Annotated in this window: 13 protein-coding genes; 8 read left to right on the forward strand and 5 right to left on the reverse strand. The window is 73.0% G+C overall.

Features of this window, described 5'->3' with window-relative positions:
- The first annotated feature begins 28 nt into the window (after positions 1-28).
- Genes AB0J24_RS09265 through AB0J24_RS09275 form a run of 3 tightly spaced genes read left to right on the forward strand, consistent with a single transcriptional unit; the run spans position 29 to position 4,556 of the window.
- Positions 29-2,797 (forward strand): hypothetical protein, encoded by a 2,769-nt coding sequence (locus AB0J24_RS09265; RefSeq protein ID WP_358677888.1) that lies wholly within the window; start codon positions 29-31, stop codon positions 2,795-2,797.
- Positions 2,794-4,068, forward strand: coding sequence for a D-inositol-3-phosphate glycosyltransferase (gene mshA / locus AB0J24_RS09270; RefSeq protein WP_358677891.1), 1,275 nt, complete (start codon positions 2,794-2,796; stop codon positions 4,066-4,068). Before AB0J24_RS09265 ends, mshA begins: the two co-directional genes overlap by 4 nt.
- On the forward strand, positions 4,065-4,556 hold the full coding sequence (locus AB0J24_RS09275) for a YbjN domain-containing protein (RefSeq protein ID WP_358677893.1): 492 nt from the start codon (positions 4,065-4,067) through the stop codon (positions 4,554-4,556). Before mshA ends, AB0J24_RS09275 begins: the two co-directional genes overlap by 4 nt.
- Positions 4,557-4,583: 27 nt before the next feature.
- On the opposite strand, the gene AB0J24_RS09280 is transcribed toward AB0J24_RS09275, so the two are convergent.
- Genes AB0J24_RS09280 through AB0J24_RS09290 form a run of 3 tightly spaced genes read right to left on the reverse strand, consistent with a single transcriptional unit; the run spans position 4,584 to position 8,277 of the window.
- Positions 4,584-5,819 carry an arginine deiminase gene (locus tag AB0J24_RS09280; RefSeq protein ID WP_358677896.1) on the reverse strand — a complete coding sequence of 412 codons (1,236 nt, stop codon included), beginning with the start codon at positions 5,817-5,819 and terminating at the stop codon, positions 4,584-4,586.
- Positions 5,819-6,847 (reverse strand): universal stress protein, encoded by a 1,029-nt coding sequence (locus AB0J24_RS09285; RefSeq protein ID WP_358677899.1) that lies wholly within the window; start codon positions 6,845-6,847, stop codon positions 5,819-5,821. Before AB0J24_RS09285 ends, AB0J24_RS09280 begins: the two co-directional genes overlap by 1 nt.
- Positions 6,844-8,277, reverse strand: coding sequence for an amino acid permease (locus AB0J24_RS09290; protein ID WP_358677902.1), 1,434 nt, complete (start codon positions 8,275-8,277; stop codon positions 6,844-6,846). The genes AB0J24_RS09285 and AB0J24_RS09290 overlap by 4 nt, the downstream gene beginning before the upstream one ends.
- Before the next feature lie 225 nt (positions 8,278-8,502).
- Between AB0J24_RS09290 and AB0J24_RS09295 the strand changes: the two genes are divergently transcribed.
- The 5 genes from AB0J24_RS09295 (at position 8,503) to AB0J24_RS09315 (ending at position 13,049) form a co-directional block, all read left to right on the forward strand.
- Positions 8,503-10,074, forward strand: coding sequence for an AMP-binding protein (locus AB0J24_RS09295; RefSeq protein WP_358677905.1), 1,572 nt, complete (start codon positions 8,503-8,505; stop codon positions 10,072-10,074).
- A gap of 314 nt (positions 10,075-10,388) precedes the next feature.
- Positions 10,389-10,910: an OsmC family protein gene (locus AB0J24_RS09300; RefSeq protein WP_358677908.1), complete on the forward strand. Its 522-nt coding sequence runs from the start codon at positions 10,389-10,391 to the stop codon at positions 10,908-10,910.
- Between the two features lie 150 nt (positions 10,911-11,060).
- Entirely contained in the window at positions 11,061-11,813 is a 753-nt protein-coding gene (locus tag AB0J24_RS09305; RefSeq protein WP_358677911.1) for a MerR family transcriptional regulator, read from the forward strand.
- Positions 11,807-12,148, forward strand: a complete 342-nt coding sequence (locus AB0J24_RS09310; protein WP_358677913.1) for a YnfA family protein — start codon at positions 11,807-11,809, stop codon at positions 12,146-12,148. The genes AB0J24_RS09305 and AB0J24_RS09310 overlap by 7 nt, the downstream gene beginning before the upstream one ends.
- Before the next feature lie 508 nt (positions 12,149-12,656).
- A complete protein-coding gene (locus AB0J24_RS09315) occupies positions 12,657-13,049 on the forward strand; it encodes a methylenetetrahydrofolate reductase (protein WP_358677916.1) in 393 nt (130 codons plus the stop codon).
- Between the two features lie 318 nt (positions 13,050-13,367).
- Here the strand turns inward: AB0J24_RS09315 and AB0J24_RS09320 are convergent, their stop codons facing one another.
- Both AB0J24_RS09320 and AB0J24_RS09325 read right to left on the reverse strand, forming a co-directional pair.
- Positions 13,368-13,535 (reverse strand): DUF5615 family PIN-like protein, encoded by a 168-nt coding sequence (locus AB0J24_RS09320; RefSeq protein WP_358677919.1) that lies wholly within the window; start codon positions 13,533-13,535, stop codon positions 13,368-13,370.
- Positions 13,532-13,762 (reverse strand): DUF433 domain-containing protein, encoded by a 231-nt coding sequence (locus AB0J24_RS09325; RefSeq protein WP_358677921.1) that lies wholly within the window; start codon positions 13,760-13,762, stop codon positions 13,532-13,534. The genes AB0J24_RS09320 and AB0J24_RS09325 overlap by 4 nt, the downstream gene beginning before the upstream one ends.
- Positions 13,763-13,774 lie beyond the last annotated feature (12 nt).

Here is a 13,774-nt window from a genome sequence, read left to right on the forward strand (position 1 = left end):
CGGGCCCGCCGACCCCTTCGGCACCGCGGTGTTGCGGGCGGGTGTGCTCGCGGCCTGGTCGTCGTCGCCGACCCGGTTCCGGGAGGACGTCAACGCCGAGTACGACCTGCGCCGCGGCGGATACGCCGAGACCTGGGTCGCCGAGCTGCTGCAGAACGCGGCCGACGCGGCACTCGCCGCGGGTGTTCCCGGCCGGGTGCTCGCGCGGGTGCACGACGGCGAGCTGTGGATCGCGAACACCGGCGCCCCGCTCGACCCCGCCGGGGTGGCCGCGCTGGCCGCGCTGCGCGCGTCGGCGAAGCGGGACGCGGCCGGTGCGACCGGCCGGTTCGGTGTCGGCTTCGCGGCGGTGCTCGCGCTCTGCTCGCAGCCGCGGCTGGTCACCGCGGACGGCGGCATCGCGTTCTCCGCGGACCGGACGGTCGCCGAGGCGAGGGCACTGGGCGGGGCGCCGGCCGAGGAGCTCGCCCGGGACCCGCGGGTCCCGGTGCTGCGGCTGTGCTGGCCGGTGTCCGAGCCGGCCCCGCCCGAGGGGTACGCCACCGAGGTCCGGCTCCGGCCGGACTCGGCCGATCCGGCGGCGCTGCTCGCCGAGCTCGCCGGTGCCGCGGAAGACCTGCTGCTCGCGTTGCCCGCGTTGGACGAGGTCGTCGCCGGGGACACGGTGCTGGGCCGGGTCGATCTCGGCGACGGCCGGGTCCGGATCGGTGACCGCGAGCTGCTGCTGTGCGGTGATCCGGCGCGCTGGGCCCTCCCGTACGACGACGGCCGCCCCGTGCCGTACCCGCCCGACGCGGGTGAGGTGCTGCACGCCCCCACCCCCAGCGCGGAGCAGCTGTCGCTGCCGGCGCGGCTGATCGCGCCGTTCCCGCTGGACCCGGACCGGCGCCGGATCCGGATCGGGGACCCGGTCACCGGTGAGCTGGTGGCGCAGGCCGCGCAGGCCTACGCCGAGCTGGTCCGGGCGGTCGAGCCCGGATTCCGGACGATGCTGGTGCCCGAGCCGGGTTTCCCGCGGTCCCCGCTGGACGGGCTGCTGCGGTCCGCGATCGACGCCGCCCTGGCCGCCGCGCCGTGGCTGCCCGCGGCGATCGGCGGCGACGCGCTCGCCCCGGACCGGGTGGAGTTCCTCGATCTCGGCGGCGACACCCCGACGGGTCTGCCCGAGCTGCTCGCCGGCGCGGACCCGGCGTTCGACCGGCTGGCCGCCTCCGGTGTCGTCCCGCCGCCGGGGCGCCACGTCGACCGGGTCGGTGCGGCGGCGCTGGCCGAGCGGTTGACCGGGGTGGACGCCGCCCCGTCCTGGTGGCGGGGGCTCTACGCGGCGCTCGCCCCGGCCGTGGACACGGTCCCCGGGCTCGCCGCCGAACTGGGCGCGTTGCCGGTCCCGCTGGCCGACGGCCGCCTGGTGCCCGGGCCGGCCTCGGTGCTGCTCGCCGACGGATCCAGCCCGGACCTGCCGGAGCTGCGGATCGTCCATCCCGACGCCGCGCACCCGCTGCTGCGCAGGCTCGGTGCCACCGACGCCGACCGGGAGACGTTGCTCGCCTCGCCCGCGCTGCTCGACGCCGTGCAGCGCTCGGTGGACGACGCCGAGGCCGGTGCGGACACCGAACCACTCGCCCGGGCCGTGCTCGCCCTGCTGGACACGCCGTCCGCGGCGCGGGACCCGCGGTTCGGTGCGCTCGCCCTCACCGACGAGGACGGTGCCCCGGCCCGCGCCGACGAGCTGGTGCTGCCCGACTCGCCCGTCCGCGACCTGCTCGACCCGGACGCCCCGGTCGGGATCCTGCACGCCCGCTGGCTGGACGCGGGCCGCGACGCCCTGGTCGCGGCCGGGGTGCTGGACCGGTTCGCGGTCGCCGACTTCGACGCGGAGGCGCTGCACGACGCCGACCGCTACGAGGCATCGGCGGACCCGGACGGCCCGGAGGGGCCCGCCGTCCGGGATCTCGATCTCGTCGACGACGACGCCTGGCCGGCGGCGCTGGCCCTGCTCGCCGCCGACCGGGACACCCGCGCCGCGATGCTCACCGGGTACACCGCCTGGTGGCTGTCGCGCAACGTGCGGATCGGTGGTCGACTGCCCTCGACCTGGCGACTGCCCTCGGCGAGCACCCTGGCCGGGCTCTACGACCCGCTCCCGCCGCTCGACGGTCTCACCGGACCCGCCGCCGACGCCGTCCTCGTCGCGATCGGTGTCCGCGACCGGATCACGATCGACGGTGCCGACGAGGCACTGGAGCTGCTGGACCGGCTCGCCGACCCGGCCCGCCCGGTCACCGGCGACGTCGCCGGGGGAGTGCACACGGCGCTGGCGGCGGCCCTGCGCGCCGGCGTGGTCGATCTCGACGAGGTCGAGCCGCCCGGGCACGTCCGGACCCTCGACGGTGCGGTGGCCCCGGCCGATCGCGCGGTCGTCGCCGACACGCCGTGGGTGCTCCCGGCGCTCGACGACGTCCCGGCCGTCCCCGGCGGTGACGACCCGGATGCCCTCGCCGAGCTGCTCGACCTGCCGCTCGCCTCGGCCCGGGTCACCGGGACCGTCCGCGGCGCCGGCGAGCCGCTCGCCTGGACCGCGGACCCCGAGATCGTGCTGGCCTGCCGGGCCCTCGGTGCCGAACCGCCGGCCGGGGAGCTCCGGCGGCACGACCGGCTGGTCGTCGACCTCGACGAGGGCGGTGCGGCGACCGTGCCGGCGTGGCCGGGACCGGACGGCTGCTGGCACGCGTCGGACCCGCTGCGGGCTCTGGTGGCCGCGCTGGCCGCACAGCGGCGTGTCAGGATGAACTCGTGACATCAGAGCTTCCGCGCCGGGTCGCGGTGCTCTCGGTACACACCTCCCCGACCGAGCAGCCCGGCACCGGCGACGCGGGCGGTATGAACGTCTACGTCGCGCAGACCGCGATCCGGATGGCCCGCCGCGGGGTCGAGGTGGAGATCTTCACCCGGGCCACGTCGTCGGAGCAGCCGCCGACGCTGGAGCTGGCGCCGGGTGCGACCGTCCGGTTCGTCGCCGCCGGACCCTACGAGGGGCTCGGCAAGGACGACCTGCCCGCTCAGCTGTGCGCGTTCACCGCGGGCGTGCTGCGGGCCGAGGCCCGCCACGAACCCGGCTGGTACGACGTCGTGCACTCGCACTACTGGCTGTCCGGCCAGGTCGGGTGGCTGGCCCGGGACCGGTGGGGGGTGCCGCTGGTGCACACCGCGCACACCCTGGGGAAGGTGAAGAACGCCGCGCTGGCCGCCGGGGACACCCCGGAGCCGCGGGTCCGGCTGATCGGCGAGGACCAGGTCGTCGCCGAGGCGGACCGGCTCGTCGCGAACACCGAGATCGAGGCCAAGCAGCTGATCGAACTCTACGACGCCGACCCGCGGCGCACCGTCACGATCCCGCCGGGCGTCGACACCGACCGGTTCCGCCCCGGGGACCGGGCCGCCGCCCGGGCCGCGCTGGAGCTGCGGCGCGACGCCGTGGTGCTCGCGTTCGTCGGTCGGATCCAGCGGCTCAAGGCGCCGGACGTGCTGCTGCGGGCCGCCGCGGAGCTGCTCGCGCGGACCCCGTCGCTGCGGGACCGGCTGGTGGTGCTGGTCGCGGGCGGGCCGTCCGGGTCGGGACTGGCCGAGCCCACGTCGCTGCAGGAACTGGCGGCCGAGCTGGGCGTCACCGACGTCGTCCGGTTCCTGCCGCCACGCGGCGGCGACGAGCTGGTCACCGTGTACCGGGCGGCCGACGTGGTGGCGGTGCCCAGCCACAACGAGTCGTTCGGGCTGGTCGCGCTGGAGGCGCAGGCCTGCGGGACACCGGTGGTCGCGACCCGGGTCGGCGGGCTGCCGGTGGCCGTCGCCGACGGGCGGTCCGGTCTGCTGGTGAGCGGGCACGACATCTCCGACTGGGCGGACGCGCTCGGCGAGCTGGCCCTGGACCGGGCCCGCTGCGAGCGGATGGCCGGCATCGCGGCCGGGCACGCCCGGCGGTTCTCCTGGGACCGCACGACCGATTCCCTGCTGGGCGCCTACGACGAGGCCCGCGCCGAGTTCCACGCGCGGGAGGAGGGCAGACGATGAGCGACCTCGACCCGGTGATCGCCGTGATCTCCGGAGCCCTGGCCGACATGGACGTCGAGCACGTGGCCCGCGGGCCGGGACAGTGGCTGGTGACGCTGCCCGGTGAGGCCCGGCTGCAGACCCAGACCTGGCTGCTGGTGCGTGAGCAGACGGTCGGGGTGCAGGCGTTCGTCTGCCGTCGTCCGGACGAGAACGCCGAGGGCGTCTACCGGTTCATGCTGTTGCGCAACGCCCGGCTCTACGGCGTGCACTACTGCCTGGACCGCGTGGGCGACATCCACCTGGTCGGCAGGTTGCCGCTGCACGCGGTCACGGCGGCCGAGATCGACCGGGTCCTCGGCCAGGTGCTGCAGGCCGCCGACGGCGACTTCAACACGTTCCTGGAACTCGGGTTCGCCTCCTCGATCCGGCGCGAGTACGCGTGGCGCAGCGAGCACGGCGAGTCCACGGCCAACCTGGCGGCGTTCGCGCACCTGTTCGACGAGTAGGGCAGGCCCCCGTCGGTACGGCGCCGCTCAGTACGGCACCGGGTCGCGCAGCAGCGGGCAGGTCATGCAGTGCCCGCCGCCGCGGCCGCGGCCCAGCTCGGACCCGACGATGGTGTGCACGGTGACCCCGGCGCGGCGCAGGATCTCGTTGGTCTGGGTGTTGCGGTCGTAGGCGAACACCACTCCCGGCTCGATCGCCACGACGTTGTTGGCCGAGTCCCACTGCTGGCGTTCGCTGGCGTAGACGTCCCCACCGGTGGGCAGCACCCGCAGCTCGGGCAGCCCGAGCGCGTCGGCGACGACGTCGACGAACGGCTCCTTCTCCTGCGTCGCCTCCAGCCCCCGGTCACCCGGGCGCAGCGAGAAGGTGCGGATGCCGTCGACGATGCCGCCGTAGGCGGTGGCGACGTCCCGGTCGGCGAAGGTGAACACCGTGTCCAGGTGCATCGCGGCGCGCAGCTTCGGCATGGCGGCGACGACGACCCGGGTCGCGGCCCCGGCGTCGAACAGCGCGGCGGCCAGCTGGGTGATCGCCTGCCGCGACGTCCGCTCGCCCATCCCGATCAGGACGGCGCCGTTCCCGACCGGCATCACGTCGCCGCCCTCGATCGACGCGGCGCCCCAGCCCAGCTCCGGATCGCCCCACCAGACGCGGGCCCCGGTGAAATCCGGATGGAACGCGTACACGGCCTTCATCAACAGCGTCTCGCCGTGCCGGGCCGGCCAGAACAGCGGGTTCAGGGTCACCCCGCCGTAGATCCAGCAGGTGGTGTCGCGGGTGTAGAGGGTGTTCGGCAGCGGCGGCACCAGGTACTCGGGCGGTCCGCCGGTACCGCCGGCGAGGGCGATCCACGGCGAGCTCAGGTCGCCCGGCAGGTCCGTCGTGGTCAGCCCGCCGATCAGGTACTCGGTCAGCTCGCGGTCGGTCAGCTCGTCCAGGAACGCCCTGGTCTCGGCGAGCAACCCGAGACCGACCTGGTTCGGCACGATCTTGCGGTCGAGCAGCCAGGCCCGGGCGCCGGGCACGGCGAGGGTCTCGGTGAGCACGTCGTGCAGCTCCAGCACCTCGACACCGAGCTCGCGCATCGCGGTCACGAACGCGGCGTGGTCGCGGCGGGCGTTCTGCACCCACATGACGTCGTCGAACAGCAGCGCGTCGGAGTTGGACGGGGTGAGCCGTTCGTGTGCCCGGCCGGGGGAACAGACCAGGACGCGGCGCAGCCGCCCCACCTCGGAGTGCACTCCGAACCCGGACACCGCCATCAGCTCCTCGAACTCGGGTGCGGGAGGACCAGCACCGGCACCGGTGCGGCCCGGATCAGCTTGGACGCCCGCGAACCGAGGAACACCCGGGCCAACGGGCCGGAGTCCGACGATCCCACGACGAGCAGCTCGTCGCCGCGCCAGTCCACGGCGGCGACCGCCTCGTCCCAGCTGGTGCCGGTGCCGATCACGCGGGGCACACCGGCCCCGACGATCCCGCCGGAGACCAGCCTGCGTTGCGCCTCGACGGCCTGGTCGGCCCACGAGTCGAGCACCGAGTCCTCGGCGTGCAGGCCCACCTCGGGCGGGTACATCGTCGGGTTGCGGACGCCGAAGCTCGCCACCCGCAACGCGACACCGAGCCGGGCCGCCAGCTCGGCGGTGGCGGCCACGGTGCGTACCGAGGACTCGCTGTCGGAGAAGGCGACGGTCAACCGGCCGAACCCGGCGGTCCTGTCCACAGTGCCGTCAACGGTGCTGTCCACAGCCCTGTCAACAGTGCCGTCAACCGTGCTGTCCGCGCGGCTGTCCGGACGGCCGTCCGGAGTGCCGCGCGGGGAGCTGCCCGGGGAGCTGCCGGGTGAGCTGTCCGGGGAACGATCGCGGGGCGCCAGCGCGACGCCGACCGGGGCGGCGTGCAGCAGTTTCTGCGCGGTCGTACCGACGCCGATCCGGCCGGGTGGCGCGTCGGCGGTCCCGCCGACGACGAGGACCGTCCCACCGGCCTCCTGCACGACCTCGACCAGCGTCGAGGCCACCGACCGGCCGGGCACCGCGCGGTAGGACACCGGCACGTCGACCCCGGCCGCCGCGAGGTACGCCCCGGCGGAGGCGGCGGCCTCGGCACCGACCCGGCGGGCGTACTCACCGAACTCGGCGTCCACCCTCGCCGGGGACGGTGTGGACCACTGCCGCGGCACGACCGTCACCACCAGCATCGGTTCGCCCCGGGCACGGGCGAACCGCAGACCCAGGTCGAGCGCACCGTGCCCGTCGGGGCGCGGCAGGTGACCGACGACGACCGTCATGCCCGCTCCCGGGCCAGTGCCGAGTGCCGGCGTCCGTAGCCGGCGTAGAACAGCAGGAACAGCGCGACCCAGGCCGCGAACACCAGCCAGGTGACCCAGTGCAGGCTCAGCAGGATGTAGCCGCAGACCAGCACCGACAGGATCGGCACGACCGGGTAGCCGGGCACCGTGAAGCCGCGCGGCAGGTCCGGCTCGCGGCGGCGCAGCACGATCACCCCCACCGACACCACGATGAACGCCGTCAGCGTGCCGATCGAGACCAGATCGACGAGATGGTCCAGCGGGACGAACGCGGCCAGCAACGCCACCACCACGCACACGACGACGGTGTTCTGCACCGGCGTCCGGGTCCGCGGGCTGACCCGGGAGAACAGCGGAGGCAGCATCCCGTCGCGGCCCATCGCGAACAGGATGCGGGTCTGCCCGTAGAGCACCACCAGGGTCACCGAGAAGATCGAGACGACCGCACCGACGGCCAGCACGGTGCCCCACACGGCCGAGCCGGTGACGTTGTTCAGGATCTGGGAGAGCCCGGCCTCGGACTGACCCTCGAAGTCCTGCCACGGCTGGGTGCCGACCGCGGAGACCGCGACCAGCACGTAGAACGTGATGACGACGGCGAGCGCGATCAACAGCGCCCGCGGCATCGTGCGCTGCGGGTCGCGCACCTCGTCACCCGCGGTGGACACTGCGTCCAGGCCGATGAAGGAGAAGAAGATGACCCCGGCCGCGGTCGCCACGCCCGCGGTGCCGAACGGGGCGAAGTCGGCGAAGTTGTCCGCGTCGAACGCGGTGAAGGCGATCACGACGAACATCGCCAGCACGGCGAGCTTGATCGCCACCATGATCGCGTTCAGCCGGGCGGACTCGCTGGCCCCGCGGATCAGCAGCACCATGCACAGCCCCACGAGCACGACGGCGGGCAGGTTGACCACGCCGGGGACGCTGTCCCACGGTGCGGCCAGGATCGCCTGCGGCAGCTCGATGCCGGTGATGTTGACCAGTGCCTCGTTGAGGTAACCGCTCCAGCCGACGGCGACCGCGGCCGCGGAGACGCCGTACTCCAGCAACAGGCAGGCGGCGACACCCATCGCCACCACCTCGCCGAGGGTGGCGTAGGCGTAGGAGTAGGTGCTGCCCGACACCGGGACCGCGGAGGCCATCTCGGCGTAGCAGAGCGCGGAGAGCCCGGCCGCGACACCGGCGAGCACGAACGACAGCACCACGGCGGGCCCGGCGTCCGGGACGGCGGAGGAGAGCACGAAGAAGATCCCGGTGCCGACGGTGGCGCCGATACCGAACGCGGCGAGCTGCAGGGTGCCGATCGAGCGGCGCAGCTCACCCGGCCCCGATCCCGTCGTCGGCGGGCGGACGGGCTTGCGGCGCAGCAGCTCGGTCCGCAGTGTGGACGGCCGGCGCGGTGTCGTCATGCGGGCCGCCTCGAGCTCGGGGATCGTTGTGCTCCGACATGGTGACCGAACTCCGCCGATCCGTCACCGGGCCGCGCCGGAGCACATGGTGACCCGCGGGTAACTTTTCCGCCGGAGCGGGAGCGCGGGCGTCCGGCAGTGCCTAGCATGTCGTTCAGCACCCGGGTGTGTCCCGCGCCGCCCGGCTCCCCCCGATGGACCTCGCGAAGGAGCGACGCCTTGTCGATGCGCAGCCCGTACCCGGACGTCGAGATCCCCGATGTCTCGCTGACCGAGTTCCTGTTCGCCGACGGATTCGGGGACCGGGCCGACGCGCCCGCGTTCCTCGACGGCACCACCGGTGACCAGCTGACCTTCGCCGAGCTCCACGACATGGTCGAGAAGATCGCGGGCGGGCTGGCGGCGCGCGGCGTCGGCAAGGGCGACGTCGTCGCCCTGTTCGCGCCGAACCTGCCCCAGTGGGCGGCGCTGTTCCACGGCATCCTGCGCGCGAACGGCATTGTGACCAGCGCGAACTCGATGTACACCGGGAGCGAGCTGGCGCACCAGCTCACCGACTCGGGCGCGACGACACTGATCACCGTGTCGCCGTTCCTGGACCGGGCACTGGCCGGGGCGAAGGAAGCGGGCCTGTCCGCCGACGCCGTGCTCACCATCGACAAGGTCGAGGGGCACGACTCGCTGGCCGATCTCGTCTCGTCCGGGGCGCCCGCGCCCGAACTCACCACGACCGCGACCGACACCGCGGTGCTGCCCTACTCGTCGGGCACGACCGGCCTGGCCAAGGGCGTCGTCCTGACCCACCGCAACCTGGTCGCGAACCTGCTCCAGGTGCAGGTCATGGGCAACGTCACCGACCAGACGAAGATCATGGCGTTCCTGCCGTTCTTCCACATCTACGGCATGACCGTGATGATGAACCAGGGCCTGCACACCCGCGCCACGGTCGTCACGATGCCGAAGTTCGATCTCGAACAGTTCCTGTCGATCACCCAGAAGTACGCGGTCGACCGGCTCTACATCGCCCCGCCGGTCGCGGTGGCGCTGGCGAAGCACCCGCTCGTCGACTCCTACGACCTGTCCTGTGTGAAGACCGTCTTCTCCGGCGCGGCGCCGCTGGACGGTGAGCTCGGCCGGGCGGTCGCGAAGCGGCTGGGTTGCACGGTGCTGCAGGGTTACGGGATGACCGAGCTGTCGCCGGTGAGCCACTGCATGCCCGACGACCGCGGCGACCTCGACCTCAACTCGTCCGGTTTCGCGCTGCCCAACATCGAGTGCAAGCTGGTCGACCCGGAGACCGGCAAGGAGGTCGGCGTCGGTGAGCGCGGCGAGCTGTGGGTGAAGGGCCCGAACGTGATGGTCGGGTACCTCAACAACCCCGACGCCACCGACGCCACCAAGGACGCCGAGGGCTACCTGCACACCGGTGACATCGCCGTCGTCGACGCCGAGGGCGTGTACTCGATCGTCGACCGGGTCAAGGAGCTGATCAAGTACAAGGGCTACCAGGTGCCGCCGGCCGAGCTGGAGGCGCTGCTGCTGACCCACGACAAGATCGCCGACACCGCGGTGATCGGCGTCAAGGACGCCGACGGCGAGGAGGTGCCGAAGGCGTTCGTGGTGAAGCAGGCCTCCGGCGCGGACCTGACCGAGGACGAGGTCATGGCGTTCGTCGCGGAGCGGGTCGCGCCGCACAAGAAGGTGCGGGTGGTCGAGTTCATCGACCAGATCCCGAAGTCGGCGTCGGGGAAGATCCTGCGCAAGGACCTGCGGGCCCGGGAGACCGCGAACGCCTGATACTCCTGACCGGTCGGGACGGCGCCGTGACCAGCGGGAACGCTGGGACGGCGCCGTTTCGTCGTGAGTGGGGTGCGGTGGGTGAGCCCGACCGTCGCCTGCTGGTTGTCCGGACCGGCAGCCCCGGTTCCTGACAGGTGGTCGGTGGGTCGACCGACGGCGGGCGACGTGCCTACGGTCGTCGTGAACTGCACGAAGGGTGCTCGACATGTTCGTAGGCGTCCGCCGCCTCTACATCGACCTGGAGCTCACGGCCACGCCGTCTGTCGCCGACGACGCGTCCAGGTCCTCGTCCGCACCCGTCAGGAGAACCAATGACCAGCACACAGACCGCGCGCGACACCGCGCTCGCCGGGATCGTCGATGCCACGGCCGACGCCGTGGCCCAGGACGCCGGCAACGCCCGGGCGCTCTTCCGCGCCACCGGCCACGGCGGTGACGGCGTCCGCTCCGAGATCCGCATCGGCAACCACGAGGTCGTCGTCGACGAGCCGCCCGCGCTCGGTGGGGAGAACGCCGCACCCAACCCGGTCGAGTTCGCCCTGGCCAGTCTGCTGTCCTGCCAGGTCGTGACCTACCGGTTCTATGCCGCGAAGCTGGGCATCCCGGTCGACGACATCCAGGTCGACGTCGAGGGCGACCTCGACGTCCGCGGCTTCTTCGGCCTCGACGACGACGTGCGCCCGGGCTTCGGAGCGGTACGACTGGTCGTCGATCTGAAGGGCCCGGCCTCGGAGGAGGACTACCAGCGGCTGCGTGAGACCGTCGACGCCCACTGCCCGGTGCTCGACCTCTTCCGCAACGAGACCCCGGTGACCACCGGCGCACCGGCCTGACCCTGCCGCGACCGAGCGACGAGCACCCTTGGCGCAGGCCCCGCCCGCCACCACGGCAGGGCGGGGCCTCGCGCCGCCACCACGGCCCCCGCCCTGTCACGGATCGTTCGCTTGACCTTCGACCCGACTCGAAGGTTTACCGTCTCCGCCGTGGTCCGCTACCGCATCTCCCAGCTCGCCGAGCGCGTCGGCGTCCCCGCCACGACCTTGCGCTACTACGAGACCCAGGGCCTCCTGCCCGCGCAACGCACGGCGGGCGGCTACCGCACCTACGACGACAACGACGTCGAACGAGTGCGGTTCATCGCCACCGCCAAGGACCTCGGACTCTCGCTGACCCGGATCCGGGACCTTCTCGGGGTGTGGCAGGACGGCATGTGCCGCGACGTCCGGGGCCGCCTCGCCCCGTTGGTCGACGACCAGATCGCCGAGCTCGACGGCCGGGTGAACGACCTCCACGAACTGCGCCGGCACCTGACCGGGGCCCGGGTACGACTGCGCGCGCTCCCGGCCCGGAACACCCCGTGCGACCCCGACTGCGCGTTCCTCTCCAGGTCACCCGATGCTCCGGGAACCACCCGCCCCGCCGAGCCGGTGCCCCCGGTCGCATGCTCACTGTCCGGTGACGACCACGCGGCCCGCCTGGGCGACTGGCGGGCCGTCCTGGCCGGTGCGGTGCCTCGCCGCCTCGACGACGGCACCGTCCGCACCGAGCTGCCCACGTCCCGGCTTTCCGAGGTGGCCGCCCTGGTCGCTGACGAGGTGAGCTGCTGCCCGTTCTTCCGGTTCACCCTGACCGTCACACACGACGGCGTACAGCTCGACGCCACCGCCCCGGTCGAAGCCGGGGCACTGCTCGACGACCTGTTCGCCCCGGCCCACACCGGGAGTGCCCCGTGCTGACCATCACGTCCGTCGCCCTGTTCGTCGTCGCAGCCCTGTTCGAGATCGGCGGCGCCTGGCTGGTCTGGCAGGGCGTCCGCGAACACCGGGGGTGGCTCTGGATCGGGGCCGGGGTCATCGCCCTGGGCCTCTACGGTTTCGTGGCCGCTCTGCAGCCCGACGCCGCCTTCGGCCGCGTCCTCGCCGCGTACGGCGGGGTGTTCGTCGCCGGCTCACTGGTGTGGGGCATGGTCGCGGACGGGTTCCGCCCCGACCGCTACGACGTCATCGGTGCACTCGTCTGCCTCGCCGGAGTCGCAGTGATCATGTACGCCCCCCGGTCCGGGGCCCTGTGACGAGATGGGGCCCGGACGGCCGACCCTCGCCGGCCCCCGCCCAGGACGCTCGCGGTCAGAGCGCGCGGAGCCTCTCGGCTTCGGCACGGTCGAGCCCCCGGGGCCCTATCGTCCGACCTGTGACCGACGATTTCCGCATCATCTGTGAGATCGAGCCGCCGACCAGGCCCGATCTCACGCGCGTCCGCCACCAGATCGGCGTGCTGAGCCCGGTGTCGGACTCGTTCCTGATCCCGGACAACCACATCGGACGTGCCACGGTCTCGAGCATCGCGGTGGCCAACGAGGTCCAGGCGATGGGCGGGCGCAGCATCGCCTGCGTCAACTCGCGTGACCGGAACCTGCTCGGCTTCCGGCGGGACCTGCTGACCGCCGCCGCCTATGGGGTGGACCAGTTCCTCTTCGTGCACGGCGACAAGCCCTCGGCCGGGGACCGGGCCGGTGGGCTGACCGTACGGGCCATGATCGAGGAGGCGCGCGCGGTGACCGATCAGGCGGCGTTCGACGGGTGGATCCCTTTCGGATCGGCGTCACCGCCGGACGCCGGCGTCCGGTCGCATCCTGGAAACAGCTGGCCGACTTCGTCTTCGTGCAGGTCAGTTTCTCCGTGGAGGCGTTCCTGCGATGGCGGGACGACAACCCGACCGACCTGCCCGTGTACGCCGGTGTCATGGTCCTCGCGAGTGCCGGAATGGCGACCAGGTTGCGGGCGACCATCCCTGACATCGAGGTCCCGGACGAACTGTCCGGCCGCGTCGCGGCCGACCCGGCGGCCGGGGTCGACGCGGCGTGCGAGCAGATTCAGGCGCTTCGCGACACCGGTGCGTTCGACGGGGTGCACCTCGTTCCCGTCGGCCGCTTCCGCGAGGTGGCAGCACAGCTGGAGGGCCGTCGGCCGTAGCCGTGTCCGGCACCGGGTGTCCCGCGAGATCCGTGGGCCCGATCTCCGGTTGGAGGGACACCACCGCAGGTCCGGGCGGCCGTGGTGTGGTGAGCGACGACGGGCTCCACCGGTAGGGGGTCAACCGATCGGCAGGCGGCTATCCGGATCGAGTCGTCCCCGATGACCACGATGCTGCCCAGCCTGAGGTCCTCGCCGACATGAGGGAGGTTCGCGATCAGAAGGCCCGCGATTTCGTGGACGCGCCGGCCGGCGATCCGGCGGACAAGGACTACGGAGGGTCCTGGTTCGCGTGACGCGGCGAGGAGCGCCCCACAATCAGTGTCTGCGCTGACGAGGACACGGTGATCGTCGCGCGGTGGCCAGGACGATGTCGTCGTCCGCAGCTCGCAGCCCGAGCGATCCGACGTGGGCGACATCCTCACCTTCCACGATCAGAATCTCGGCGAGCCGCCGGGAGAGGTTGTTGTCGAGCAGCAGCCTCACACTGAGGGGGCCAACGGGAGGGTGCGTTCACGCACCGCCTCGGCGGCGTAGCGCAGTGCTTCGGTGACATCGTCGGGTGTGAGGTCGGGAAGGTCCTGACAGATCTCCTCGGTGCTCATTCCGTCGGCGACCATGGAGACGACGGTGGCGACCGGAATGCGCAGGCCACGGAGCGTCGGAACGCCGCCCATCAGGGCAGGGTCCACCGTGATCCGCTGGAATGTCATGTTCCGAGGATA

This window comes from Pseudonocardia sp. NPDC049635, from assembly GCF_040659795.1.
Taxonomy (GTDB): domain Bacteria; phylum Actinomycetota; class Actinomycetes; order Mycobacteriales; family Pseudonocardiaceae; genus Pseudonocardia.

What these genes read in the sequence shown, in the direction of transcription:
- AB0J24_RS09285 (WP_358677899.1), bottom strand. Translation starts at nt 6,847, where the DNA reads ATGACGGTCGTCGTCGGTCACCTGCCGCGCCCCGACGGGCACGGTGCG.
- AB0J24_RS09275 (WP_358677893.1), top strand. Translation starts at nt 4,065, where the DNA reads ATGAGCGACCTCGACCCGGTGATCGCCGTGATCTCCGGAGCCCTGGCC.
- AB0J24_RS09295 (WP_358677905.1), top strand. Translation starts at nt 8,503, where the DNA reads ATGCGCAGCCCGTACCCGGACGTCGAGATCCCCGATGTCTCGCTGACC.
- AB0J24_RS09300 (WP_358677908.1), top strand. Translation starts at nt 10,389, where the DNA reads ATGACCAGCACACAGACCGCGCGCGACACCGCGCTCGCCGGGATCGTC.
- AB0J24_RS09290 (WP_358677902.1), bottom strand. Translation starts at nt 8,277, where the DNA reads ATGACGACACCGCGCCGGCCGTCCACACTGCGGACCGAGCTGCTGCGC.
- AB0J24_RS09325 (WP_358677921.1), bottom strand. Translation starts at nt 13,762, where the DNA reads ATGACATTCCAGCGGATCACGGTGGACCCTGCCCTGATGGGCGGCGTT.
- AB0J24_RS09280 (WP_358677896.1), bottom strand. Translation starts at nt 5,819, where the DNA reads ATGGCGGTGTCCGGGTTCGGAGTGCACTCCGAGGTGGGGCGGCTGCGC.